The organism is Paenibacillus sp. 7523-1 (assembly GCF_002276415.1).
Lineage (GTDB): Bacteria > Bacillota > Bacilli > Paenibacillales > Paenibacillaceae > Paenibacillus > Paenibacillus illinoisensis_A.
Window position 1 is genome coordinate 21,325 of sequence record NZ_NPBR01000027.1, and the last position, 26,146, is coordinate 47,470.

Annotated in this window: 19 protein-coding genes and 1 riboswitch; of the genes, 15 read left to right on the plus strand and 4 right to left on the minus strand. The window is 48.1% G+C overall.

Annotated elements, in window-relative coordinates; all coding sequences use genetic code 11:
• Positions 1-23: 23 nt before the first annotated feature.
• From xylA to CHH60_RS25555, 8 genes are all read left to right on the plus strand, one after another.
• The gene (gene xylA / locus CHH60_RS25520) at positions 24-1,340 is read left to right on the plus strand and encodes a xylose isomerase (RefSeq protein ID WP_095292400.1); all 1,317 of its coding nucleotides are present in this window, start codon (positions 24-26) and stop codon (positions 1,338-1,340) included.
• 472 nt (positions 1,341-1,812) lie between these two features.
• Positions 1,813-3,306: a xylulokinase gene (gene xylB, locus CHH60_RS25525; protein WP_095361763.1), complete on the plus strand. Its 1,494-nt coding sequence runs from the start codon at positions 1,813-1,815 to the stop codon at positions 3,304-3,306.
• 370 nt (positions 3,307-3,676) lie between these two features.
• Entirely contained in the window at positions 3,677-4,393 is a 717-nt protein-coding gene (locus CHH60_RS25530; RefSeq protein WP_255248087.1) for a glycosyltransferase family 2 protein, read from the plus strand.
• 891 nt (positions 4,394-5,284) lie between these two features.
• On the plus strand, positions 5,285-6,355 hold the full coding sequence (locus tag CHH60_RS30580; RefSeq protein ID WP_369680209.1) for a glycosyltransferase: 1,071 nt from the start codon (positions 5,285-5,287) through the stop codon (positions 6,353-6,355).
• A gap of 195 nt (positions 6,356-6,550) precedes the next feature.
• Positions 6,551-7,183, plus strand: a complete 633-nt coding sequence (locus CHH60_RS25540) for a bifunctional 4-hydroxy-2-oxoglutarate aldolase/2-dehydro-3-deoxy-phosphogluconate aldolase (protein WP_095361765.1) — start codon at positions 6,551-6,553, stop codon at positions 7,181-7,183.
• A gap of 119 nt (positions 7,184-7,302) precedes the next feature.
• Positions 7,303-8,238, plus strand: coding sequence for an alpha/beta hydrolase (locus CHH60_RS25545; protein ID WP_255248088.1), 936 nt, complete (start codon positions 7,303-7,305; stop codon positions 8,236-8,238).
• Between the two features lie 219 nt (positions 8,239-8,457).
• Positions 8,458-10,839: a YcdB/YcdC domain-containing protein gene (locus CHH60_RS25550; RefSeq protein WP_176476208.1), complete on the plus strand. Its 2,382-nt coding sequence runs from the start codon at positions 8,458-8,460 to the stop codon at positions 10,837-10,839.
• Positions 10,840-11,035: 196 nt separating this feature from the next.
• On the plus strand, positions 11,036-12,163 hold the full coding sequence (locus CHH60_RS25555) for a transglutaminase domain-containing protein (protein ID WP_095361767.1): 1,128 nt from the start codon (positions 11,036-11,038) through the stop codon (positions 12,161-12,163).
• Positions 12,164-12,263: 100 nt separating this feature from the next.
• Here CHH60_RS25555 and CHH60_RS25560 read toward each other — a convergent pair whose 3' ends face one another.
• Positions 12,264-13,742, minus strand: coding sequence for an amino acid permease (locus tag CHH60_RS25560; protein WP_095361768.1), 1,479 nt, complete (start codon positions 13,740-13,742; stop codon positions 12,264-12,266).
• Positions 13,743-13,859: 117 nt separating this feature from the next.
• A riboswitch (Lysine riboswitch) is annotated at positions 13,860-14,080 on the minus strand.
• A gap of 145 nt (positions 14,081-14,225) precedes the next feature.
• On the minus strand, positions 14,226-15,368 hold the full coding sequence (locus CHH60_RS25565) for a virulence factor (protein WP_095361769.1): 1,143 nt from the start codon (positions 15,366-15,368) through the stop codon (positions 14,226-14,228).
• A 225-nt stretch (positions 15,369-15,593) separates the two neighbouring features.
• Here CHH60_RS25565 and CHH60_RS25570 point away from each other — a divergent pair, with 225 nt between their 5' ends.
• Positions 15,594-16,058, plus strand: coding sequence for a hypothetical protein (locus tag CHH60_RS25570; RefSeq protein WP_095361770.1), 465 nt, complete (start codon positions 15,594-15,596; stop codon positions 16,056-16,058).
• Positions 16,059-16,073: 15 nt separating this feature from the next.
• Here CHH60_RS25570 and CHH60_RS25575 read toward each other — a convergent pair whose 3' ends face one another.
• Positions 16,074-16,772: a response regulator transcription factor gene (locus CHH60_RS25575; protein WP_095361771.1), complete on the minus strand. Its 699-nt coding sequence runs from the start codon at positions 16,770-16,772 to the stop codon at positions 16,074-16,076.
• Positions 16,773-17,114: 342 nt separating this feature from the next.
• Here CHH60_RS25575 and CHH60_RS25580 point away from each other — a divergent pair, with 342 nt between their 5' ends.
• The 6 genes from CHH60_RS25580 to CHH60_RS25600 all read left to right on the plus strand — a co-directional run bounded on the left by CHH60_RS25580 (position 17,115) and on the right by CHH60_RS25600 (position 25,798).
• The gene (locus CHH60_RS25580) at positions 17,115-19,961 is read left to right on the plus strand and encodes an ATP-binding protein (RefSeq protein WP_095361772.1); all 2,847 of its coding nucleotides are present in this window, start codon (positions 17,115-17,117) and stop codon (positions 19,959-19,961) included.
• 361 nt (positions 19,962-20,322) lie between these two features.
• A complete protein-coding gene (locus tag CHH60_RS25585; protein ID WP_095361773.1) occupies positions 20,323-21,669 on the plus strand; it encodes a cytochrome ubiquinol oxidase subunit I in 1,347 nt (448 codons plus the stop codon).
• A complete protein-coding gene (locus CHH60_RS25590) occupies positions 21,666-22,700 on the plus strand; it encodes a cytochrome d ubiquinol oxidase subunit II (protein WP_095361774.1) in 1,035 nt (344 codons plus the stop codon). Before CHH60_RS25585 ends, CHH60_RS25590 begins: the two co-directional genes overlap by 4 nt.
• 5 nt (positions 22,701-22,705) lie before the next feature.
• On the plus strand, positions 22,706-22,858 hold the full coding sequence (cydS, locus tag CHH60_RS29995) for a cytochrome bd oxidase small subunit CydS (RefSeq protein WP_170948273.1): 153 nt from the start codon (positions 22,706-22,708) through the stop codon (positions 22,856-22,858).
• Between the two features lie 67 nt (positions 22,859-22,925).
• Entirely contained in the window at positions 22,926-23,966 is a 1,041-nt protein-coding gene (locus tag CHH60_RS25595; protein WP_095361775.1) for an MBL fold metallo-hydrolase, read from the plus strand.
• A 206-nt stretch (positions 23,967-24,172) separates the two neighbouring features.
• Complete coding sequence (locus CHH60_RS25600) at positions 24,173-25,798, plus strand: ABC-F family ATP-binding cassette domain-containing protein (RefSeq protein WP_095361776.1); 1,626 nt, start codon at positions 24,173-24,175, stop codon at positions 25,796-25,798.
• 107 nt (positions 25,799-25,905) lie between these two features.
• Here the strand turns inward: CHH60_RS25600 and CHH60_RS25605 are convergent, their stop codons facing one another.
• The gene (locus CHH60_RS25605; RefSeq protein ID WP_095292429.1) at positions 25,906-26,094 is read right to left on the minus strand and encodes a hypothetical protein; all 189 of its coding nucleotides are present in this window, start codon (positions 26,092-26,094) and stop codon (positions 25,906-25,908) included.
• Positions 26,095-26,146: the final 52 nt, after the last annotated feature.

Consider the following 26,146-nt stretch of genomic DNA (forward strand, 5'->3'; position numbering starts at 1 on the left):
AAACTATTGAGGAGGCATTTTACATGGCCTATTTTGAATCCGTTAATAAAATCGCATTTGAAGGCAAAGACTCCACCAATCCTTTTTCATTCAAACATTATAATCCGGAAGAAGTTGTTGCCGGCAAAACGATGGAAGAGCACTTCCGTTTCGGCATGGCTTACTGGCATACATTAACTGCAGGCGGCAGTGACCCGTTCGGTGCAGAGACAGCTGTTCGTTCTTGGGATAAATACTCGGGTCTGGACCTCGCGAAAGTACGCGTGGAAGCGGCTTTTGAATTTTTGGAAAAAATGAATCTCCCGTTCTTCTGTTTCCACGATGTGGACATCGCACCAGAAGGCAACAGCCTGCGTGAGTTCTACAGCAACATCGACACGATCGTTGACCTGATTGAAGACCACATGAAATCCAGCGGCAAAAAACTGCTCTGGAACACGGCGAACATGTTCTCCAACCCGCGCTTCATGTTTGGTGCAGCTTCCACATGCAATGCTGACGTGTACGCACATGCAGCAGCACAAATCAAGAAAGGTTTGGAAGTGGGTAAACGTCTGGGCGCTGAAAACTATGTATTCTGGGGCGGCCGTGAAGGTTACGACACATTGCTGAACACAGACATGCAGCTGGAGCAGGACAACATTGCCCGCATGTTCCACATGGCTGTAGACTACGCGAAGGAAATTGGCTTTGACGCACAATTCCTGATCGAGCCTAAACCAAAAGAGCCAACGAAACACCAATATGACTATGATGCAGCGACTTCCATTGCATTCCTGCAAAAATACGGTTTGGACAAACACTTCAAACTGAACCTGGAAGCAAACCATGCAACTCTGGCTGGTCACACATTCGATCACGAAATCCGTGTTGCCCGTACAAACGGCATGCTCGGTTCCCTCGATGCCAACCAAGGCGATATGCTGATCGGTTGGGATACGGATGAGTTCCCAGTGGATATGTACGATGCAACATTGACGATGTACGAAGTATTGAAAAACGGCGGTATCGGCCGTGGCGGCGTGAACTTCGACGCCAAAGTACGCCGTGGATCCTTCGAAGCAGACGATCTGTTCCTGGCTCACATCGCAGGTATGGATACGTACGCTAAAGGTCTGAAAGTAGCTGCGAAACTGATCGAAGATCGCGTATTCGATGACTTCATCGAAAAACGTTACAGCAGCTTCAAAGAAGGTATCGGTGCTGAGGTTGTTGCAGGCAAAGCGACTCTGGCTTCCCTTGCAGAATACGCACTGAACAACGAAAGCCCACGCAAAAACCAATCCGGTCGTCAAGAATTGCTGAGAGCAAAACTCAACCAATACATCTTGGCTGACTAATAACTGGAATCAACTTGTATAAGCTTGGCTAGGGACACAGTCCATATATGCACGAGCTTGTATCATGGACGTTGAACAGGCATGACATTCGGACCGTCCCCGACTTTCCCCTGGGAAGGCGGGGGCGGTTTTTTGCTACCCGAACGGAGTAAATTTCATGCGCATCAAGGTTTGCATGGCATTACTAATGACGGATATATGTCATTGGCGCGATTTTCAGCTACAGAAACGAGTACGTTTTACTCGTGTCATAACCATGTGTGTCCATGATATTGAATGCAGAACGAAGTGAGCAGAAAGGACCCGAGGAAGCGGAGCGTTCGCATTTATCCCTGGATTTCTCCCTTTTCAAAGGGAATAAAGGAAATCCGGGGATAACGGCGATCCCAGGGTTTTCTGATCACGGAGTGACTTTCATGTCTACATGGATTTTTCGTGGATATAACCTGTGATAAACGAGAGGAGTTAACTCATGAGTTACGTAATTGGTGTCGATCTGGGAACCAGCGCAGTCAAAACGGTGCTGGTTAACCGCGAAGGAAAAGTGGCATTTGAAGCATCCGAGGCTTACCCGCTGCACCAGCCCAAGGCTGGCTACAGTGAGCAGAATCCGGAAGATTGGGTAGAACAGACCATTGTATCCCTGCGCAAATTGCTGGAAGTATCCGGCGTACAGCCTTCCGAAATTGAGGGGCTTAGCTTCTCCGGGCAAATGCATGGACTGGTTCTGGTAGATACAGAAGGGAAACCACTGCGCAATGCCATTCTGTGGAACGATACACGTACGACGGCTCAGTGCCGCCGCATAGAGAAAGTATTGGACAATAAATTATTAAGCATCGCCCGGAACCGTGCGCTGGAAGGCTTCACGCTGCCGAAAATCCTGTGGGTACAGGAAAACGAGCCGGAGCTGTTGCAGCAAGCATCCTTGTTCCTGCTGCCGAAGGACTATGTTCGTTATCGCCTGACTGGCGATTATGCCATGGATTATTCGGATGCAGCAGGTACATTGCTGCTGGACGTTGCAGGCAAACAGTGGAGCAAGGAGATTGCGGAAGCTTTTGAACTGCCGATCTCACTGTGTCCGCGTCTCGTGGAATCGTTTGAAGAAGTGGGCACATTGCTTCCTGAGATCGCAGATCAAACGGGTCTTGCGGCTGCGACTAAAGTATTTGCAGGCGGAGCCGACAATGCATGCGGAGCGATTGGCGCAGGCATCTTGAGTGAAGGGCAGACGATGTGCAGCATCGGTACGTCTGGAGTGGTGCTTTCTTACGAAGAACGCAAAGATCTCGATTTTGAAGGTAAAGTACACTTTTTCAACCATGGGGAGAAGGATGCCTTCTATATTATGGGGGTAACGCTTGCCGCTGGATACAGCCTGTCCTGGTTTAAGGATACGTTTGCAGCGGACAAATCATTTGATGTGCTCTTGCAGGGGATTGATCAGGTTCCGGCGGGAAGCAACGGCTTGTTATTCACTCCTTATATTGTTGGAGAGCGAACGCCTCATCCGGATGCGAACATTCGCGGCAGCTTTATCGGTATGGATGCTGGACATAAGCTGGAGCACTTTGGGCGTGCAGTCATGGAAGGAATTACGTTCTCCCTGCGGGAATCGATCGATATTCTGCGTGGTGCAGGCAAAACGGTCAATGAGGTCATCTCCATCGGAGGTGGTGCCAAAAATGAAGCCTGGCTGCAAATGCAGGCGGATATCTTTGATGCTACGATTGTTAAACTTGAGAGTGAGCAGGGCCCAGCAATGGGCGCGGCAATGCTTGCAGCATATGGCAGCGGCTGGTTCCCTTCCCTGCAGGATTGTGCGGCAGCGTTCATTCGTCCTGCCAAATCCTATGTACCGAATCCGGAAACGGTAGCCGTGTATAATGGACTCTTTGCACTGTATCAGGAAGTCTATGGACAGACACGCAGCCTGAATGATCGTCTGGCCGAGTACCGTTAATTCATAATGTGAATCATCCAATATATGTAACAAAGGTTAACCGAGGCACTCGCGGAAGCGAGTGCTTTTTTGTTGTACAACGACAGCAACTAAGAGCGCCGGATCACAGTAACGGGTGAGCAGCGAGAGGGGAGTTCCCAGACATAACCCCATCCAGGATATGCATAGATTGAATATAGAGGATTGGCATAAGCCAAGAAGCCAAACGACAAGATGAGACCGATAATTGGTCAAGATGAAAGTTTATCTGATGAATACTTAAGCCTGTAAATCGGCTCCGATCCAGTCCTATAACCCTTTCTTATCTGCAATCGGATAGCAAAACCTTGAGAGATAATAAAAGTCAGCTTAAGACCGCGGGGGTGAGGCTTTGAATGACCGTGAGGAAGACGAAAGACCACATATTACGCTGTCCATGATCGTACGCAATGAAGAACAGCGATATCTAAGACAGGCGCTGCAAACGCACCGGCCTTGGATTGATCGTGCGGTCATCATAGATGATGGGAGCACCGATAATACGGTTGCCCTGTGTCGAGAGCTGCTTGAAGGGATTCCCTTGGTCATGGTGCAAAATCGGGCGTCCCGGTTCGCCGATGAAGTGAGTCTGCGCAAGCAGCAATGGGAGGCAACGATAGCTACTGAACCTGAATGGATTCTGAATCTGGATGCCGATGAGATTCTGACGGCTGACTTTGGCATGCAGCGCAATCAACTCCTGGGAAGTAGCGAGGACGCGATCTACTTTAGATTGTTTGATATGTGGAGTGATACGCACTACCGGGAGGATCAATATTGGCAGGCACATGAATATTACCGTCCTTTTCTCGTCCGTTATCGTCCCGGATTGACTTATGAGTGGAAGGAAACCCCGCAGCACTGCGGACGTTTCCCTCTTACGATTCAGCATTTTGCCTATGGATGTCATGCGCCTCGTGTGAAGCATTACGGCTGGGCTCGCGAGGAGGATCGCATCCGCAAATTCGGACGTTATCAGGCACTGGACCCAGATGCAAGGTACGGCTGGAGAGAACAGTATGAATCCATTCTGGATACAGATCCAAGGCTGCTGCCCTGGATGGAATAAGGAAGGGGGGGCCTGAACTTGAAAAAGGTAAAACCGAAGGAGAAGGTGCTGATTGCCAGTCCGGTGCGTCAAACCGCAGCAGTGCTCCGTGAATTTTTGGAATCTCTGACTTTCTTGGAGCGAACGACGGTGGAGACGGACTATTTGTTTATAGATGATAATGAAGAGGAGGCGTCTTCCAATATCCTTCGTGATTTTGCATCCCAGCAGGAAGGCACGGTATTTGAATCCGATAACGATGATGGAACTGCTCAGGGAAAAGGGACATACAGCAGGGATGAGGGAGGTCATTACTGGCGCGACGAACAGATTTGGCGGGTAGCCGGATTGAAAAACCGCATCTTGCAGTACGCCCGCGAACAGAATTACGATGCTGTTTTCCTGATTGATTCCGATCTTGTGCTGCATCCCCGCACGTTGGAACAGCTTGTTTCCACGCAGAAGGATATTGTATCGAATATTTTTTGGACGCGCTGGCAGCCGGGTACAAGGGAAATGCCGCAGGTATGGCTGCAGGATGAGTACGCTTTGTACCGAAAAGGCGGGAAATCCGAAGCGGGTAAGGAAATTCTGGATGAGAATACGCAAACCGATGCCTTTCTAAACCAATTGCGAGTGCCAGGCTGTTACGAAGTTGGTGGGCTTGGTGCATGCACGCTCATTCGCAAGAATGCTCTGGTAGGTGGGGTTTCCTTCGACCAGATTCCGAATGTATCGTTCTGGGGTGAGGATCGTCATTTTTGCATTCGAGCCCAGGCACTCGGTTTTCGTTTATACGTGGATACCCATCTACCGGCCTATCATATCTACCGATTATCAGAACTTCCCGGTGCTGCTGCGTACAATCGCAGGGTCAGACGAGGAGAAGAGGTTATTCGTATTACGCTGTGTATGATTGTGAAAAATGAAGAGGCTTCCCTCGCCAGATGCCTGGATTCGGTGAAGGGCATTGCCGATGAGATCGTAATCGTGGATACCGGATCAACCGATCGCACACGCCAAATTGCGGCCAAATATACAGATCGAATCGTAGATTTTGAATGGATCGATGATTTTGCAGCTGCACGCAATTTTGCCTTCGATCAGGCAACCGCAGAATATATACTTTGGCTGGATGCTGACGATGTGTTCGAACCGATTGACCGGGAGAAGCTTATTGGTTTGAAACACTCTCTTGATCCTGGGGTGGACAGCGTTACTATGGACTATAATCTGTCATTCACTCCAGATGGGAAGGTTGCCTACAGTTTGAGAAGGAATCGACTGGTGCGACGGGATCGGAATTTCCGCTGGATTGGTGCAGTGCATGAATATCTGGAAGTTGGCGGCAATTTGCTGCATAGCGATATTGCGGTGACCCATAAGAAAGACAAGGAGTACACTGACCGTAACCTGAGGATTTACCGCAAGCGTGAGGAAGCAGGTGAACATTTTACTCCCCGGGATCTCTATTACTTCGGTAATGAACTGAAAGATCATGGACAGCATGAGGATGCGATTACATACTACGGGAAGTTTCTAAATACGGGTCTTGGTTGGGTGGAGGATCAGATTTCCGCCTGCCAAAAAATTGCAGATTGCGAAGCAGCATTGGGGCGCTCAGAACAGGAAGTTTCAGCGCTTCTAAGGTCGTTTGCCTATGATTTGCCGAGAGCAGAGATCTGCTGCCGCCTGGGGGGGTATTTCGCGGACCGAGGAGATTATCGCAAGGCGGTATTCTGGTATGAACAGGCGACCCATGCTGTTCGTCCTGCCGATCCGATGGTCGTGCTGAACGAAGCAGCCTGGACATGGATGCCCCACTTGCAGCTATGTGTATGTTATGACCGGCTGGGCAATCGTGCCAAGGCGAAGGAGCACAATGATATTGCTCTGGCATTTCATCCTACACACCCCAGCATGCTGTACAATGATCAATATTTCAAGGATCTGGAAAAGGAAAGTGTACTGGAAGAGGATTGATTGCGGCAAAACCTCTCTTATAGTCATGGGTTGAATGGGTGTTATCCACCGACATTTGTCCATGCTGATAAGAGAGGTTTTTTGGGTTGTGTATTTCATCAAGGATAAATTCGTTTTACAATATGAATTAACGGAAAAGCGGTGATAATAATACTGTCTTCGGCTGCCGAATCTATGAAGCAAGGGGAAGCTCGCATGAATTTGACGGAAGTACTACTGGAGTCGAGGCTGGTTGCCATTGTTCGCGGCATTAGCCGGGAAGCAGCAATAACAGCAGGAAAAGGCATGACAGACGGAGGAATCCGTCTGATGGAAGTAACGCTCAATACACCCGGGGCACATGAGATTATCGGAGACTGGCGGACCCGGCATGAAGGACAGGCTTATGTTGGAGCAGGAACGGTTCTTAATGTGCAGATGGCCAAGGATGCAGTGGCTGCAGGTGCTCAATTTCTGGTATCGCCCAATGTCGATCTGTCCGTTATTGAATATGCTGTAGAACATGGGGTGGAAATTTGGCCGGGAGCCATGACACCAACCGAGATTGTTGCTGCCTATGAAGCAGGCGCACGTGTGGTGAAGTTATTTCCAATGGCGAGTCTGGGATTGCCGTATTTACGGGAGATCAAGGCACCGCTTAATCATATCCCGCTGCTTGCAACGGGCGGAGCTAATCTGGACAATATTACTGACTACTTTGCTGCTGGTGCAGCAGCTGTAGGACTTGGCAGTGCACTTTTGCCGAGAGAGGCACTGGCTGCAGGGAATCACGAACAGATTGCAGCATGTACACATGCATTTGTGGAAGCAGCGAGAGTCAAAAAGTAAAAACTCAATCAACAATATGTATATTTGGGTATATATAAAAGATGTAGCTATTTAACAGGGCGTTAATGGTGTTGGCGTAGAATAGGTGTATGACAAAGGCCGGAGAGGAGAAATGCACAGTGAAAGCCAAAACGATGATTGGTGGAGTTATTGCGGTTGCTGCCGTAACGGCAGGTGGCTTATGGAAGGCAGCGGTGAAGAGTCAGACACCCAAAAAGATCCCCATCACGATTACTCCGCCCATGCCATTCGAAGATGTCACCTTCGAGAGTGGAGGAGGACGGGTTCATGGATGGTTTATTCCGGCTAGCGCCCATGTTCCCAAACCATGGCCGCTAATCATTATCGCCCATGGCTGGGGTTCCAACCGATCACGTGTGCTCCGTTACGCACGTCCCATCTGGGAAGCCGGATATGCTCTCTTCATGTATGATGTCCGGAGTCATGGGGCCAGTGATCCGGTAAAAGCAGCGTCTGCCTATCTGTTCCGTGACGATCTGCTCTCGGCACTACGCTACACCACCTCTCGGCCGGAGATCGATCCGGGTGCCATCGGTGTGCTCGGCCATTCCCTTGGAGGTCTGGGAACGATCATGGCGGTAACAGAACATATTCCGGTATCGGCAGTCATCACGGATTCGATGCCATCCCAGTTTGAAGTAATCGTCAGTTCGGAGCTGAAACGTCGGCGATTGCCGCTGTTCCCACTGGCGCAGTTGATTCCGCGAATCTGGTTCTGGAGGCTCGGTGAATCACTGAAAACGTACCGCCAGCGCGATCCGGTCCTGCTGCTGAATGAACGGCGTAAGGGTATGCAGCTGCCAATGCTTATGGTGCATTCCAAGGGAGATAATTTTATCCCGCCAAGTGAGCTGGAATACTTCATGTCCAAGGCTGATCCGCCTGTAGAACATCTGTGGGTGAATAGCGGCGGACACAGCTGCTCAGAAGAAGACCCTGTCTTCTGGGAGACCGTCATTCCTTTCTTGAAAAAACATGTTCAGGTTCAGGCTCAACCGGACAATTCGGACATAACCTCTAATAAATCTAAATAACCGTCAGCCTGCATGACAATCGGGCTAACCGTGAAAACGCCAACCAGGTTGGCGTTTTTTGGTCTGTTCTAACCATTATGCAAAAATTCTCATTTGTAAAATTGTTGGGAAAACGACGATTAAAAAGGAAGCTTATGGTATCATAGAATAGACTGGCAATATTCATGCAGGGTTATTTCGCATGCATCCATGTATGAAATTGAAGGGAGAGGTCCAGATTTGAGTTTTCAGATTCGATTCAAAATGATGACAGCCAAAGCTGCTTCAGCAGCCATGGCGGCATTGCTTCTGGCATCGCAGACTCCAGGGTTTGCAGGCAGCGTGTCGGCAGCACAAGCAGAACAGGTAACAGAAGCTGCACCGGGGGAAAATGAACAACTAGACGTGACTAGCAATGACGTGCCTGAGGGGGCTAAAATCTCCTCCAAGCAAGCCAGTGAGAATATATTGAAACTGTTTCCGATGTTGAAAAAAGCGACCATCACCTCGTCGCAATTTGATCCGAACAACCGTTTTCCTCCGCTGGAGTACAAAACATGGGATATCGGGTTTCAGATTACCGAGGGGAATCATTCCATGGGGTTCGGCGCATCTGTACATGCAAGGACAGGGGAAGTCCTGAGTGTACATTTGCCATCTGATTTACTGGATAAGCAGTTATCTGGGTCAGAAGCCAAACTGACCAAGGATGAAGTGGAAGAGCAGGCTGTGGACTTTCTGTACAAGGCCATCCCTGGTTTGAAGGAAGGCGCATACGCATCTTTGGGAGACCTGTACCAAACGGCGGGACAGCAATCGTTGTTCGGCAGAACCGAATATCAATTTGCATACCAACTGAAGCATGACGGTTTGTTATCTGAGGCGGAGACGGTTTACATAAGTGTGGATCAAAGTGGCCTGGTCACAGGATATTCACGAATGACGACTGCGGCGGAATATCCTTCATCGAAACCGGCTGTGTCTGCAGAGAAGGCAAGACAGCAATTCGAAGACCAGTTTGATGTAGAGCTTGCCTACATTTCGAAAAATCGCCTGTCTTCCAAACAAGGTCAGCAGTATTATCTTGGATATACGCCGAAGGATTCCAGCATGGTTCCGCTTGAGGCAAATACGTTGGAACGGTTCGACGCTATGACTGGAAAAGTCATTACCGAGGATACCGTACAACAGGACAAACCGCTGAAAGGCAGTGTGGCCGCTTTTGTTCCAGCGAAAGGACAGAGACTGAATGCTCAGCAGGCAGAGAGCCTGGTGAAAAAGAGCTTTGACATTCCGGAAGGATACAAGCTGGATTACAGCCAGTTAAATAAAGGCAGCTACTGGAGTCCAAACAATCAGGTTTGGAGTCTGAGCTGGAGCAACCGAAACGCGAATATGTCCTATATGTTCATGCGGGACATTTCAGCACAAGTGGATGCCACCACCGGACAAATTTACAGCTATAGCCTGTATCAGCGAATGGGTCCGGATGCCGCACAAGAGAAACCGGATGAGAAAAATGAAGGCAAGTCCTTAACCCGTACACAAGCCGAGAAACTTGCGATCAATTCGGTTATTGCACTTGTGCCGGATGCTACGGAACAATTTAAGCTGTCCAACGTGCTTGAGGTAGAGGACGCACGTACATTCATTTTTCAGCGCTACCTGAATGGAATTGCGGTTAAGGATGATCTGGTGCAGGTACAGGTCCTGAAGGATGGAACGATTGGCGAATTTTATGCCAATCTTGCTGCAACGCCTGAGCAGCTGCCTGCAAGCAAGGTGCCGGCGATCAGCTACGAAGAGGCAAAAGCGGCCTACCTCGAAGAATTCAAGCTGGTTCTGGCATACTCCCGTTACGGTGGGCATGGTACGAGCAGTGGCCAAGTCACTCCGTCGGGGATCAATCTTGCGTATATGCCTACACGGGATGATCAATCGATCTACGGCAGCTATGAAGTACTTGATGCCAATACAGGCGAATGGACGTCTTTGTACAACACTTCCAGCACAGCACCTCAAGCTGCACCTAGTGATATTGCAGGTCATGTGGCTGAAGAGGCAATTCTTAATATGACCCAGCATAGCGTCCTGGTTCCTGATGAGCAGGGACGTGTCTTCCCGGATCGGGTGATTACCCGAGGAGATTGGTTTAACTATCTCGCCAGAGCAGTTAATCCGAATCTGGATATCTATTACACGGTGAACGGGGATGACAAGCTGTTTGCGGACATTTCGCCCGATAGCCCTTACTATCAGGCAGTGCGTACATTAATTGACCAGCGCTGGCTCGCTGGCGCTGATCCAGAGGTCAGTCTGAATCCACAGGATGAGATGACTCGGGAAGAACTGGCTGTATTACTTGTTCGTATCCTTCGTTACGAGAAGCTGGCTGGTTTCTACACCATGCCATCGGATCTGCCGAACCTTGTAGATGCGAATTCGATTACCAATAAAGGTGCCGTATCTCTTAGCATGAAGCTGGGATTGCTTCCTTCCATTGAAGGACGTTTCATGCCGGCACGCAAAGTGACTGTAGCTGAAGCGTCACAGGTGCTGGAGCGATTGGCCAAGCTGCAAGGCAAGACAGATTCATTTATGACAGGCAGTCGTCTGTATTAAGAGGTATTCTTGCATAACCCGCTCTGGTAAGTCATAGGCTGGATATAGCGGGTATGTGTTATTTTGCTGAAGACAAGGGAGACCTTCTGCGGAAGGTCTCTTTTGATGCTTTTCGACAAAACTAGAAGCCTGACGTCAGATCCTTTTGTGATACAATGAGGCATGAGAATGTTGCAAAGAGAGGTGGTATCCTTTCATGGGCAAAAACGGAAAACGAGTGATAACCATATTGCTGGCAGGCTGTCTGATTGCGGTGGCTTTACCTCGTGCGGTTGACCTGGATCAACTGTATGCTGCATCGGACACATCAGATATTTCCACAACCAAGGATTTACGTCAGACGTTGCTTACAGCCATGTCACAGCGAACGGAGGAGCTTGTATTTACATACAAGGGCGATGTGAAAGGACTCAAAAAGCAGCTCCAGAGCTCCATTGATGAAGCAATGACCAGTGACCCCTATATCCAATATACCGTCAAAAGTTATGCTTTTAATTATAAAGGTTCCAACGTTTCGGCCGAGGTCCATGTGAATCTGTCCTACCGGGAGACGAAGGAACAGACCGATTACGTTAACCGCAAAGTAACCCATGTTTTAAAAGAGATTATCACACCAGGCATGACGAATCATGAAAAGGTGAAAGCGATCCATGACTGGATTGTTCTCCATCTTGCCTACGATACTTCTCTTCAGAAATACACGGCCTATGATGGACTTGTCACGGGCAGCACCGTATGTCAGGGATATTCCCTGCTTGCGTACCGCATGCTGGAACAGGTTGGCATTGAGAACCGGATTGTGGAAGGTACGGCAGGTGATCAGCTGCATGCGTGGAATATCGTTAAGCTGGACGGCAAATGGTACCACATGGACACGACCTGGGATGATCCGACACCTGACCGCAAAGGGAAAGTTAGCCATAACTACTATTTGCTCAGCGACGACGAGATGGCACGTGATCATATCTGGACGGGCAAAGGCAAATATCCGACTGCACCAGCTCCCTACCGGGAGGCCCTGCAAACCTTGATACAAAGCGGCGGCAGCAAGGCACCTGCGTATCAGAAGCTGTACCATGCGCTGGAATATTCGCTCTATGACGAGAAAGATGCGGTTAGTGGACATTCCGCACTGGAAACCAAGGTGCAGAGTGTGCTGAAGGAAGGTGGAACCACACTGACTTTCAGATACAAAGGTACCGAGACCAGTCTGGTTGAAGATTTGCAGAATTTGTATCAGCTTGGGATGAAATCAATATCGTATTATGTGTCCAAAATGGAGGATACAACTGATCTGCGTGTGAAGATCAATTGGACGTTATGAATCAAGGCGGATGAAATAACGCCTTAATGGTATACAAAACAAAATCCCCCTGCTTCTAAACCGTAGAGAGCGGTCAGAAGCAGGGGGATTTTCTATACGTTTACTGCACAGAGGAATCCGTAGGGGAGAAGTCGCATTCCTGCAGCGGTACCACTTTGGTTTTCTTGATCCATTTGTAACCTAGCCATAGAATCAGGAACAGCGGTACACTCAGGTAGGCAACAAGCGCTCCGCTCCAATCGATCTGGTCGCCCGTAAACGCCTGGTAGTTCTGACCGATAATGACGATGATACAGAGTACAAAAGCGAATATCGGTCCGAACGGGAACCAGCGTGCGCGATAAGGCAGGTCTTTTAAATCCCTACCCTGGGCAACATAAGCCCGGCGGAAGCGATAATGGCTGATTGCGATACCTAGCCAGGTGATAAATCCGCACATACCGGAGGCATTCAGCAGCCAGGTATACACAATACCGTCACCGAACAGGGAGGCGAGAAACGCCAGCATGCCGACAGCTGTAGTTACGAGCAGAGCATTCATCGGAATGCCTTTTTTGTTCAAACGTCCAAGGAAACGCGGCGCCTTGCCATCACGGGCAAGAGCATAGAGAACTCGGCTTGAAGCATACATGCCAGAGTTACCGGCAGACAGCACAGAGGTCAGAATGACTGCATTCATTACCGAAGCTGCAATGGCAAGCCCGGCTTTTTCAAATACTAGCGTAAATGGACTGACACCGATATTGTTCAGATCACCTTTGAGCAGGTTCGGATGCGTATACGGGATGATCAAACTGATTACCGTGATGGCCAAAATATAGAAGATCAGAATCCGCCAGAATACCTGCCGAATGGCAAGAGGCACATTCTCACGCGGATTTTCACTCTCACCCGCAGCTACACCAATGAGCTCGGTTCCCTGGAAGGAGAATCCTGCAGCCATGAACACACCAAGTACGGCGAAGAATCCGCCATGGATGGGCGCATCACCCACTGTAAAGTTGCTGAAACCTACGGCTTCTCCGCCCATAATACCGAAGATCATCAGCACACCTACGGTCAAAAAGATAATGACAGTAGCCACTTTGATGATGGCAAACCAATATTCCGATTCACCATAACCTTTAACAGACAGCACATTCAGAGCAAAGATTAAAACGAGAAATAGCAGGCTCCATAACATGGACGAGCTGTCAGGGAACCAATACTTGATGAGTACTGTAGCTGCAGCAAGTTCAGCCGCAATGGTAACGGCCCAGTTGTACCAGAAATTCCAGCCCATGGCGAAGCCAAGTGCGGGATCGACGAAACGAGCGGCATACGTATTGAATGAACCGGAGTCAGGCATAAATGTAGCCAGTTCTCCAAGGCTTGTCATCAGAAAGTAAACCATGATACCGACGGCGGCATATGCAATCAAAGCACCACCCGGTCCTGCTGTGGAGATGGCGGTACCACTTGCGAGGAACAGCCCTGTACCGATGGACCCACCGAGGGCAATCATCGTCATATGCCGTGCACGCAATCCTTTTTTCAGAGAACCGTTTCCTGCTGTTGTTTGCTTGTTGCGGTCTTGCAATGAAAACACTCCTTCATTCAGCGTACTGATGATATGGATCAATGGCACTATACACACAAAAGACCGCAGGCTTCAGCCTGCGGTCTTATTATCCATTGTCCGCACCTGTCCCAGATGTTATAAGATAGCTCAACACAGAAGAATTCATACCCACCCATGCGGGCTGGTGTGTATCTCTGTGACAGTTCTGTACCTTTCGGCAGCAGCCCCAACCATACTGGACAATATAAGGAACCGTCCAGCAAGCTTCGGCGGGTGCACCTTTCGGCTGATCTCATGAGCGGCTCCTTAGCGCCTCCTTCAGCTTACTGATCGCACCCGCGACCTCTACCTCATCATCGTGGATGAGGTGTATCTATTGTCTATGAAATTATTGAATAGCAGAACGTTACATGCCATGTTCTGTTGCTCAAACAGACATTCAGTATACCTTTCCTTGTTTCATCATGCAATAACAAAAGTTGGATGTTCTCTTAACAAGGACTATTCCGTCTTTTTGTTGCGTCCGGCCATTTGCTGCCATACGGTACCTGCTGCCTGTTCACCGGATTCAATTCGCTCCAGTGCCATCTTGGCCTGCAGGCTAACTTCAAATTCAGGATCGTCCGCTGCCTTCCGCAGAGCTGGTTCTGCTTCTTCGGTTCCCACTTCATATAAGAAACGGGCTGCCCGCCAGCGCACGAGTTTGCTGCTGTCGGTGAGCGTAGCCGTCATCGCAGCGGTTGCAGCCGGGTCGCCGATATCGGACAAGGTGTCTCCAGCGGTACGACGTACGGCAGGGGAGCTGTCTTTGAGTGCTTCATACAGCAATTCCATGGCTTCCGGCGTTTTGATATCTCCAAGATAGACTACCGCCAACCGGCGTATCTGCATTTTACTGTCATGCAGGGCGCGGGCAATAAGCGGCAATCTCTCTTCTGTAGGTTCCATACCGTCAAAAGCTGCATAGCGTACATTCCAATCTTCACTGCTCAGTGCCGCTTCCAGCTCGGCACCTTCCATCTTGCGGCGGCGTTCCACAAACTCTTCTGTATTGGTTCCGTGCGCAATGGCCTGTTCAATGACCTGCTTCAGACGCTCCGGAGGATAGGCTGCCTCCAGCTCCTGCTCAACCTCACGGGCAATATCCGGCAGTTCGCCGTACCGTACGCCGTAATCACTTAACTTACGTTCTTTGATCAGCGTTGCACTGGCCACTTCGGTAACGGCCTTAACGAATCGATCGGAGAGAGAGATTCGTTCTTCCTTTGCACCGGCCTTAACCCGAATCTGCATCGGAACCCCACGGAAAAACTGTACAAATACCTGTGCTTCGCCAAAGTGCTCGCCTGACGCATCCTCGGATTCAATCCAGTCGAGGTCAATTCCTTGTTGGCCCAGACGGTTCTGGACTTCCCCCAGAATGACGGACCAGTCGGCATTTCCCTTGCGATCCAGCGCAACGAAGTCCGTGGTATGAAACACACTTTTAACGCCAGGAATATGGAGCATCTGGCGGATAAACGCTGGAGCAGAGCGTTCATTATCCAGCGTGTAGGTTCTGCGGATCCCGTCTTCGAGACGCTCATCGAGATGAAGCATCATCGTATTGGGACTGGGTGTTGGTTCAATGGAAACAATATTCATCGGTTCATAACCTCCTGTACCGGATTCATCATTTAAGTTCCCGTGATAGCAACGGGTATATCCCTATTTTACATGAATGGAGGCAAACTGCGAAATGGATGATAAACCTTACATAGTTGTGTGAGAAGTACTAAGATAGTTAACACTTCTTTCATGTTCACTCACAAACATTTTTAAATGAAGATCGGCACAATAAGTAGAATGAAACAACTGGAGGTTACAACTATGGAACGTATAACAGTACTTTCGGACGGAAGCCGTGGTATTGCTTATGAGCATATTATCGAATTGTTTAACGAGTGGATGGAGGAAGAGCAAGAAGAATCCATCCGAAGCGAGGAACAAAACCAGAAGCTGGGTTCAAGTTCTACTTGGGGCCGATCATGTTATTGCATTGTCGATTACATGGATGCAAGCCAGGCGGTCTCGGCATCCAATGCCATTCGTGCCTTTTTGCCACAGCTTCCACTGCTGGTCATTACCGATTTCCAATCGTCGATTCGCAGACAGCATGTGCAGCAGATTACAGGTAACGGTGTCATTAAGCTGATGCTGTGGAATCAGAGCGAACCGCATCAGCTTTATTTGGACATTCAGAAATGGCTGTACTCCACATTGCAGGATCAAGAAAAAGCTATGCCCTCTGTCATGTCGATACAGAAATACACACGGAGAGGGCATAGCCACTAATTAAGGAATATTGAATTAAGTCACGTACTTATAACCTGTTCCCCAAACGGTCTTGATATAGCGTGGATTTTTGGGGTCAGGTTCGATTTTCTTACGCAAACTGGAGATATGAACATCAATGGTACGGTCCAGGTAGGCTCGTTCCGATCCTTTAATTCGGTCCATAAGCTCATTACGGGTAAATACCTTACCCGGATATTTGTACAATTCTTTCATAATCTCAAATTCAATATGAGTGACTTCGATTTCTACCCCGTTGACGAACAGTGTCCGTCTATATTCATTCACACTCACATGTCCCGTATGTTCTGATGGTTTATCCTCTTTTGCTGGTTTATCAGGATAAGAAATAGCGGATCTGCGCAGCAGTGCCTTGATCCTTGCGTCCAGCTCCTTCAGACTAAAGGGCTTACATAGAAAATCATCAGCGCCGTTATGTAATGCTCGGAGCCGGTCATTCAGCATTGTACTTGCTGAAATCATGAGAATCGGTACAGTGGAATGCTGGCGAAACGCATCTACCAGATCATTTCCATCCATTTCGGGCAGCATCAGATCAGTCACAACAATATCCGGCCCGAACTGCGGGAATAGTTGAAGTGCCTCACGGGCGTGATGAACCCGTTCTGTTATGTATCCTTCCTCCTCAAGAAAGAAAGCAATCATGTCAGCCAGATTTTTCTCATCTTCTATAAGAAGTACTTTGATAGACATAGAGGTCACACTCCTGATGAAAAGAATTTGTTAAGAAATTACTAAAAAAAAAGCTGAGTTTAGTGTAGAAATACCACAAATTTTTTAATGTTTATATTCCAATATATAGGATGTATATGTAGGGGAGTACAAACTTGAGAAGAGCTTCAGTATTTTACCATAGCTGTGGCTATTTTGCCGATCAATCAAATTTTTCCAACAGAAAAACCTTTTAATATATACAGTATAATGTATCAGAGGGATTTGAGGGAAGAAAAGTAGGTAGAACGGCTTTCATTTATAGGAGGTACCAACGTTGTTGTTGAATACGGATATAGAACTAGGCCAAGAGGATTGTAATCCATGCTTCGAATAATGGCCGCCAAAATGCTGGTATGGATTGTAGAGAAATTGCGAATCGCTTGGATAGGAACTGTGATTCTTATTGTGCTTGGAGCCATTGGAAGCATATACCCACTTACCTTGTTTTATGGCGTCCAGTTGATGTTCGGCAGTGCTGCTGTCCTTGTTGCCCTACGCTTGCATGGCGGAATGTATGGTTTTATCACCCTTGCTGCAATTAGTGGAATACATCTGCTTTATAATGGGCCAACTTCACATTGTCTCTACATGGTCTTTGGTCATTTTATTGAGTTGCTCTGGATGCTGGGCTGGCAGATGCGCTGGAAGAACGGAAGCATTATGAAGGCCAATGCCGTGTTTTGGGTCGTGATGTTATTACCTGTCTTGGGGTATGGGCATTATATCCTGAACATGAATCTGGATGAAGTAAAGTATGCATACATGCATATTGCCGTGGTCAGTATGGTTAACGCGCTAATCGCCGGAATCATAGTAGACTTCTGGATCACCAACGGCGAGCTTCCATCGAAAAGGACAGGCACCATCCCGCTTAGCCGAATTGCTTTTAAATATGTGGTCGTGTTTGTTGTTGTGGTCTCCCTATTTCTTTTATCAGCTGATAGCCGCAGACAGTTAAGTCAAATTCATGAAACGATTATATTAAATATGAAACACGCAGCGAATGCAGTGACGAAGGATCTGGATGAACGATTCTTGACGGTTCAAAATATGCAGCGGGGCATGAAGCGCTATCATCATCTATTGGATGTAAACGTCATTATTCTGGATAAGAATGATCGCGTGATTGCTTCCGGACTGGATACCGTAATCATTGGCGAATATTTAAATACAAGCAATTATCGTTACCTGAAAGAGGGGGAGTCCTCCATTATCTTCCGTTCAGGAGACGCTTATTACAGCGATGCGCTCACCTACTGGAAGCATGCTTCATTTATCTATAAAGCAGATGTTGAGTCAGATACTTCTTACCGTGTTTTTGTGGAGACAAGTTCAGCCAATTATTATTCACGAATTGAAAGGATCTATCTGACGACCCTTCAGAGTCTGTTTCTCATTTTTGTAACGTCGATGGTTGTGGCTGCTCCATTAAGCCGAAAGGTGGTGAGTCCTCTGATCAGGCTTACTCGGATGACTGGTTTACTCCCGAGATTATTATTTCGTAAAGGCAAAATGGATTGGCCAACAAGCCATGTCATGGAAGTTCAAATTTTGATTGGCAATCTGCGCAAAATGGCAGATGTTCTGCTTGAACAATTCGAACAGATCCGCCAGGATAAATTAACACTGGAGGACAGGGTTCGTGCACGGACCAAGGAACTGAAAAATAGTGAGGAAATCAAACGCGCCATCATCGATTCATCTATTGATGCCATTATTGCTGTGGATTCCAACGGACTGATCATTGAGTTCAATCCCGAAGCCGAAAGAATGTTTGGGCTAAAACGGGAAGAGGTCGTTCTTGAGACCGATGCTCCGTCCCTTTTTCAGGGGGCGAGTTGCGTGGAAATCAAGGGAATGCTGGAGCGATACGAATATATCCGTGGCAAGCGGCATGCCAATGTCGAGGAGATATCAGGCATTCGCAGAGATGGTTCGGTTTTCCCGATAGAATACAGAATTGTGGAGATTCAGCTCGGCAATAATGAGAAGCTCTATAACTTGTTTATCAAAGATATTACGGATAAAACACGAGCAGAAGAAGAACGTGTGCGTCATGCACTCGCGCTCGAGAAACTGAATGCAGAATTGTTTAATGAAAAAATTGCGATTCAGGAACAGCGCGATATCAGTGAACACTTTATTGAATCCGTTCGGGAAGGGCTGGTCATGTCCGATCGCTCTGGCATGATTACCATCGTTAACCGAAGGGTCGAGGAAATGTTCGGCCTTGGTAACTTCCTGGGCAGATCCATCGAAGAATTTGCCCAAGCCATGGATAAGGTTGTTCTGACGGATGACTTCAATCTGGTGGATCAAACGAGGGCATTTTTGCATGGAGAACGTGCTTTCGTTGAGATGGAATTCAGTTTCAATAACAAGGAGAAGAGTGTGTTTTCCCTCTACATTAAACAAGTGGATGTGCCTGGAAAAAACCATGGGTTCCTGCTTGTGTTCCGTGACCGTACGGAAGAAGAACGGCTGAATCGAATGAAAAACGAGTTGATCAGCGTGGTGTCCCATGAGCTGAGGACCCCAGTAGCAACCATTATGGGTTATGTAGAATTAATGATGATGTATGATTTACCTGCTTCACAGCGACAGGAGTTTATGGAAACGATCTCGTCGGAGGGCAGCCGGCTTAGCAGCCTACTTGAGGATGTATTGGACATCCAGCGTCTGGACAACGACGGCATGACTTATCATATGACCTATGTACCGCTGCTGGAATTAGTGGAAGGTGTTGCCGAACAATGGAATATCAAATCCATCCAGCGTATCTATGTACATGCCTTTAACGGCGATTTCTTTGCTTATGCAGACCAGAATCGGATGACCCAGGTGCTTCATAATCTGATTGGCAATGCAGTGAAATACTCGCCAGGAACCGAACGGATAGACATTACCATGTGGGAAGAAAATGAGTGGATATGCATTGACGTACGCGACTACGGAATCGGCATTCCGGAGAATGTGCAGGACCAGCTGTTTACGAAGTTTTACCGTGTGGATAACTCAGATCACCGACAGATCGGTGGAACCGGACTTGGACTGTATATCTCACGCAAAATTGTCGAAGATCATCATGGAACCATTACGTTTATATCCGCAGTTGGCAAAGGAAGTACCTTCAAAGTACGTTTGCCCAAGCAGGAGGATCTCCTCTAGGCAGGGGAGTTGTTCAGAGGTGCCATGTAGCTGATTGCCGGAATACACATCACTAAGTCTTTATTTTTCAGTGAACCATGTACTGAAGGATAAAGGCTTTTTTTGTTTTTCAAATTTTCAGGATAAAAAACCATGAACTTTTGCAAACTGTCTATAGCGCCATAATTTGCATCGGATCAAAAGGAGGATGGCAGGTATATGTTTCGCAAACAGGAGAAAACGCTCATTATTGTCTGCCTGGTCGCAGCAGTGGTCGTACTGTATGCCGTTGTGAAAAGTATCATGCGTATCATGAGTTATTGAGCTATTAGGACAAGCAGATACATGAAGCTGTACATCATGATGAAGAGGAGTGTCACCCATGTCATCGCTGGACCCTGTTCTGCTCAGCCGGATTCTGACCGGTCTGACCCTGGCTGTACATATTATATTTGCCTCCATCGGCGTAGGCGTTCCGCTAATGATTGCGCTGGCCGAATGGCGGGGGCTGCGAACGAACGATATCCATTACACCTTGCTGGCACGCAGATGGGCACGGGGATTTGTCATCACCGTGGCTGTAGGTGTCGTCACCGGAACCTCCATCGGTCTGCAGCTTAGCCTGCTGTGGCCAATGTTTATGCGGGTCGCGGGCCAGGCGATTGCCCTGCCGCTGTTTATGGAGACGTTCGCCTTTTTCGTGGAAGCAATCTTTCTGGGAATTTACCTGTATACCTGGGATCGGTTCAAGAAGAAATACACACACATGCTGCTGCTCATTCCGGTAGCACTGGGATCATCCGCTTCGGCAATATTCATTACAACTGTGAACTCCTTCATGAATCAGCCTCAAGGATTTACCTTGATTAACGGCATCATGAAGGACATTCATCCGATTGCAGCCATGTTGAACCCTGCTACGCCAACCAAGGTTTCTCATGTGCTGGGATCCTCATATACGCTCAGTGCCGGTGTTCTTGCAGGTATTGCTGCGTTCAGTCTGCTGCGTGGGCGTGACCATGTTTATTACAAAAAGGCACTTAAGCTCACCACGGTATGTGCCCTAGTGTTTGCGGTTAGTACAGTCATGCTCGGCGACTCCTCGGGCAAGTTTCTGGCCAAATACCAGCCGGAGAAGCTGGCTGCGGCAGAATGGCACTTCAAGACCATGAAGGAGGCCCCGCTCGTCTATGGCGGAATACTCGACGAGAATAATGAGGTGAAATATGCGATTGAAATTCCGTATGCGCTCAGTATTCTCGCGGGAAATCGGCTGGACACCGAAGTGAAGGGACTGGAAGAGTATCCTGCTGATCTGCGGCCGCCGTTGTCCATTCATTACATGTTTGACCTGAAAGTAACGACAGGGGTGATCATCCTGCTGATTCCTGTTCTGTATGTATTCCGCCGCTGGCTTCCGGGACGAAAGCCGTATCCGAAATGGCTCCTGCTCGGCATTGTTTTCCTCGGTCCGCTAGCCATGGTTGCGATTGAGCTGGGTTGGATGTTTGCCGAGGTAGGCAGGCAGCCATGGATTCTGCGGGGATACATGAAAGTGTCTGAGGCGGCTACTACCTCGACCTCGGTAGGGTGGATGTTGGTTCTGTTCATCCTGTTATATCTGGTCCTTTGTTTTTCTTGCATTCGGGTACTCAGCAAGCTGTTCCGGAACAAGGAAGCCGAGAAAGAGCTGGAGTCGCTTGGACTTGAGGGAGGGATTGTCCATTGAGCTTCGAAATTGCTGGCATTGCGATATTATGGACATTTTTGTTTGGTTATTTGATCGTGGCTTCTATTGATTTTGGAGCGGGATTTTTCAGTTTTTATAGCTTGCTCACAGGTCATGAGAACAAGATCCATAACATTATTCAGCGCTACCTGTCACCGGTGTGGGAAGTGACGAATGTGTTTTTGATCTTCTTCGTCGTAGGTTTGGTAGGATTCTATCCGGATAGTGCCTTTTATTATGGAACAGCTCTTCTGGTTCCCGGCTCCCTGGCCATTGTGCTGCTAGCGATTCGGGGGGTCTACTACGCGTACAATACCTATGGCAATCATGGTAAAAACAGTCGCATCTACATGGCTTTATATGGTGCGACGGGATTGTTGATCCCGGCTGTCTTTTCTACGATTTTGGCCATTTCAGAGGGTGGAATTATTGAGCAGGTTGGTGAGCAGGTGTTTTTTCGCTGGGGTGAATTCCTGACGAACCCATATACCTGGTCGGTTGTACTGCTTGCGCTCGTCAGTGTGCTTTATATTTCGGCGATGTTTCTGTCCTATTATGCCAAGAGAGCTGAAGATGAGGCAGCATTTGAGGTGCTGAGGGAATACGCGCTGCTGTGGAGCTTGCCCGCCATTTTTGCCAGCTTCCTGGCGTTCCTGCAGATTAACAAACAGAATCCCGTGCACTTTGAGCAAATGGTCAATATTTCGTGGATGTTTATCGCATCATTTATTTGTTTTGTTATTGCGGTCTCTCTTGTGTGGAAGCGAAAGTACCTCGGGTGGTGCTTTATCGCCGTGATGCTTCAGTTCGCCTTCGCTTGGTATGGATACGGCAGGTCGCATCTGCCTTATATCCTGTATCCGTACATCAACATCTATGACAGCTTTACCAACCGGACGATGGGGATCGCACTCATAACGGCATTCAGTCTCGGTCTGCTGGTACTGATTCCGTCGCTAATCCTCATCATGAAGCTGTTCCTGTTTGATGCGAATTACGTCCGTGGCCAATCGGGTAAAAAGAAAGGATGAACCTCATGAATCTGGAAGGGGCAACAGGCATTCCGGGCATAACGGGTTTGAGCTTCTTTGAAGAATTCACGATCATGTATGCACCGCCGCTCATTATTGTTGCTGCGATTGCGTTTCTGTTCGTGTATCTGGCAGTATGCAAAAACCCAAAAGATTAATCCGCCTCTCTTTTTTCAAAAAGGCTTAGGTTGGGTTAAGATATTAGGAAGGGAGGAGGGCCCTTTCATGCCGAAAATCCGTTATAACAACATTGATAATGTAAGTACGGACAAAACGTTAAAGGAATTCAAGCAGTGGAGGGAGCAGCGGCGGAGCAAGGTGAAGGATTATTCGTATACCGTGCCCAAACACCCGCCTGAGCTGGATTACCTGCATGCCAACCGGGATGAGACAACTATTACCTGGATCGGTCACTCCACTTTTTTTATTCAATATTATGGACTGAACATCGTGACTGACCCCGTGTGGGCCGAAAAAATGGGATTTCAACGGAGACTGGGTGCCCCCGGTATTCCGATTCAAGATATTCCACCGCTGGATGTCATCCTGATATCCCATTCTCACTATGATCATTTGCATCTCGCTTCATTGCGGAAATTGGTTACCGCCAAAACCTTGCTGATTGTACCGGATGGGCTTAAACGAAAAATGGTGCGCAAGGGCTTCCATCGTTGCCATGAGATGAAGTGGTGGGAGCATATCGTGCTCGGCGGCGTCAAAATCACCTTTGTCCCTGCACAGCACTGGACCCGCCGGACGTTATTTGATACGAATACATCCCACTGGGGCGGATATGTATTGGAGCAGCATCATGCACTGACAACTTCGGCCGAGGAGAGTGCGGCTGCAAGTGAACAGAACGAACCGTCCTCAGAATCAAGAACGCAGACATCGCAGCAATCAGAGGGACCGCCTGTTTTGTATTTTGTTGGGGATACAGGATACTTTCAGGGCTTTAAAACGATTGGAGAGCGATTTGACATCGGTGTTACGTTAATGCCGATTGGTGCCTATGAACCCGAATGGTTTATGACATCCCAGCACGTCACGCCGGAAGAAGCGCTGCAAGGATTCGTGGAGTCCGGCTCACAGCTTATGGTTCCGATGCATTATGGTACGTTTAAACTCGCGGATGATACGCCTAAGGAAGCGCTGGATCGGCTGGAAGTCGAACGTGAACGACTCGGAATCCACAAAGAACGAATCCGGGTGCTCGGACACGGTGAGACCCTGCGTATTCGTCATGAGGATCATAGAAAGAGCTAACAAAAGCGGGCAAAAATATGCTAAGGTAGGGGTATATCCGCAGCAAATGCACAATTACCAAAACTTTAACGAGTAAAAAGCGGCTAATTTTCGAATTTGCCGTTTTTTTGTGTTATAATATGGTGCCAGAATAGGCTACGGGATATTGAATCCATGATTGCTATGAATGCAGTAGCAGATTATTAAAATAAAGGATGGTATGCTTAATGATTAGTACAAGCGGCATCACGCTCCGCTACGGAAAACGTGCACTTTTTGAAGATGTGAATATCAAATTCACGCCAGGCAACTGTTATGGCCTGATCGGCGCCAACGGAGCCGGCAAATCAACATTCCTGAAAATTTTGTCCGGTGAAATTGAAGCAAACTCGGGAGAGGTGCACATCACCCCGGGCGAACGTATGGCCGTTTTGAAGCAAAACCACTTTGAATATGATGAGTACCCGGTTCTCGAAACCGTAATTATGGGCCACAGCCGTCTTTACTCCATCATGAAAGAGAAGGATGCACTGTATGCCAAAGCGGACTTTACCGAAGAAGATGGTCTGCGTGCCGGTGAGCTTGAAGGTGAATTCGCCGAGCTGAATGGCTGGGATGCTGAGCCGGATGCAGCGGCGCTCCTGATCGGTCTGGGTATCGATCGTGATATGCATGAGAAGAAGATGACAGAGCTGAGCGGTAACGAGAAGGTTCGGGTCTTGCTGGCACAGGCATTGTTTGGTACTCCAAACAATTTGCTGCTCGATGAGCCTACCAACCACTTGGATCTTGAATCCATTCAATGGCTCGAGAACTTCCTGATGGATTATGAAGGTACAGTTATTGTTGTATCCCATGACCGTCACTTCTTGAACAAGGTATGTACGCACATTGCGGACATCGATTTCGGTAAAATCCAGCTGTATGTAGGTAACTATGACTTCTGGTACGAATCCAGCCAACTGGCGCTCGCGTTGCAGCGTGATGCGAACAAGAAAAAAGAAGAGAAGATCAAAGAGCTGCAAGCCTTTATTCAACGCTTCTCCGCGAATGCATCCAAGTCGAAGCAAGCAACTTCGCGTAAGAAACAGCTCGACAAAATCACGCTGGACGATCTTCGTCCATCAAACCGTAAATATCCGTTCATCAACTTCAAACCTGAGCGTGAAGCAGGCAAGCAATTGTTGACTGTCGATCGTGTAAGCAAGACAATTGATGGTGTGAACATGCTGAATGAAATTAGCTTCGTGGTGAACAAAGGGGATAAAATCGCATTTGTTGGCCCGAATGGTAATGCCAAATCGCTGTTGTTTGACATCCTTATGGGTGAAGTGGAAGCGGATAGCGGTGAGTATACTTGGGGTGTAACAACATCACAGGCGTATTTCCCGAAAGACAACTCCAAATATTTTGACGGTGTAGACATGACGCTGGTGGATTGGTTGCGTCAGTATTCCAAAGATCAGGACGAAACGTATCTTCGCGGATTCTTGGGTCGTATGCTCTTTTCAGGCGAGGAATCCTTGAAAAAGGCAAGCGTACTCTCCGGAGGAGAGAAAGTTCGCTGTATGCTGGCAAAAATGATGCAAACGGGTGCGAATGCACTGATTCTGGATGAGCCAACAAACCACTTGGATCTCGAATCTATTACTGCCCTGAACAATGGTATGATTGATTTTGACGGCACGATGCTGTTCACGTCCCATGACCATCAGTTCATCCAAACCATTGCGAACCGGATTATCGAAATTACGCCAAATGGCCTTATTGATCGCCAAATGAGCTATGATGAATATCTGGAAAGTGAAGAAATTAAAGAACTTCGCAAAAAAATGTATCCGGTTGAAGCTTAAAAATAAAATATTGGGGTCCAGAACCCCAATGTAATAAAAAAGAACCGTAAGCCCTGTTGAAAGGAGCTTGCGGTTCTTTTTCTTGTATAAGCAGATCCGAAATTTCTCTAGGATCCACCTGTACGGCGGCGCTGATTGTTAGGCTTTTTATTGTTTTGGCTCTTCATCGCTTTTGGTCCGCCTTCAAAGTAGGCGCTGGATTGGTTACCAGAGTTCGCCTGTTGTTTCTTCTGCGCCAGTTTCTGGCGTATGGCATCCTGCAAACTGATTTTTTTTGGTTCAGTGTTTTCGCTCATCATTGTTTCCCTCCCGGTCTTACAGTAAGCCGTCCGAATTGGACGGGATGTA

Excerpts from the sequence above, each read along its gene's own strand:
- CHH60_RS25565 (WP_095361769.1), bottom strand. The coding sequence starts at position 15,368 with ATGAATATTGTTTCCATTGAACCAACACCCAGTCCCAATACGATGATG.
- CHH60_RS25600 (WP_095361776.1), top strand. The coding sequence starts at position 24,173 with ATGATTAGTACAAGCGGCATCACGCTCCGCTACGGAAAACGTGCACTT.
- CHH60_RS25540 (WP_095361765.1), top strand. The coding sequence starts at position 6,551 with ATGAATTTGACGGAAGTACTACTGGAGTCGAGGCTGGTTGCCATTGTT.
- xylA (WP_095292400.1), top strand. The coding sequence starts at position 24 with ATGGCCTATTTTGAATCCGTTAATAAAATCGCATTTGAAGGCAAAGAC.
- CHH60_RS25570 (WP_095361770.1), top strand. The coding sequence starts at position 15,594 with ATGGAACGTATAACAGTACTTTCGGACGGAAGCCGTGGTATTGCTTAT.
- CHH60_RS25580 (WP_095361772.1), top strand. The coding sequence starts at position 17,115 with ATGCTTCGAATAATGGCCGCCAAAATGCTGGTATGGATTGTAGAGAAA.
- CHH60_RS30580 (WP_369680209.1), top strand. The coding sequence starts at position 5,285 with ATGATTGTGAAAAATGAAGAGGCTTCCCTCGCCAGATGCCTGGATTCG.
- CHH60_RS25585 (WP_095361773.1), top strand. The coding sequence starts at position 20,323 with ATGTCATCGCTGGACCCTGTTCTGCTCAGCCGGATTCTGACCGGTCTG.
- cydS (WP_170948273.1), top strand. The coding sequence starts at position 22,706 with ATGAATCTGGAAGGGGCAACAGGCATTCCGGGCATAACGGGTTTGAGC.
- CHH60_RS25555 (WP_095361767.1), top strand. The coding sequence starts at position 11,036 with ATGGGCAAAAACGGAAAACGAGTGATAACCATATTGCTGGCAGGCTGT.
- CHH60_RS25605 (WP_095292429.1), bottom strand. The coding sequence starts at position 26,094 with ATGAGCGAAAACACTGAACCAAAAAAAATCAGTTTGCAGGATGCCATA.
- xylB (WP_095361763.1), top strand. The coding sequence starts at position 1,813 with ATGAGTTACGTAATTGGTGTCGATCTGGGAACCAGCGCAGTCAAAACG.
- CHH60_RS25595 (WP_095361775.1), top strand. The coding sequence starts at position 22,926 with ATGCCGAAAATCCGTTATAACAACATTGATAATGTAAGTACGGACAAA.
- CHH60_RS25575 (WP_095361771.1), bottom strand. The coding sequence starts at position 16,772 with ATGTCTATCAAAGTACTTCTTATAGAAGATGAGAAAAATCTGGCTGAC.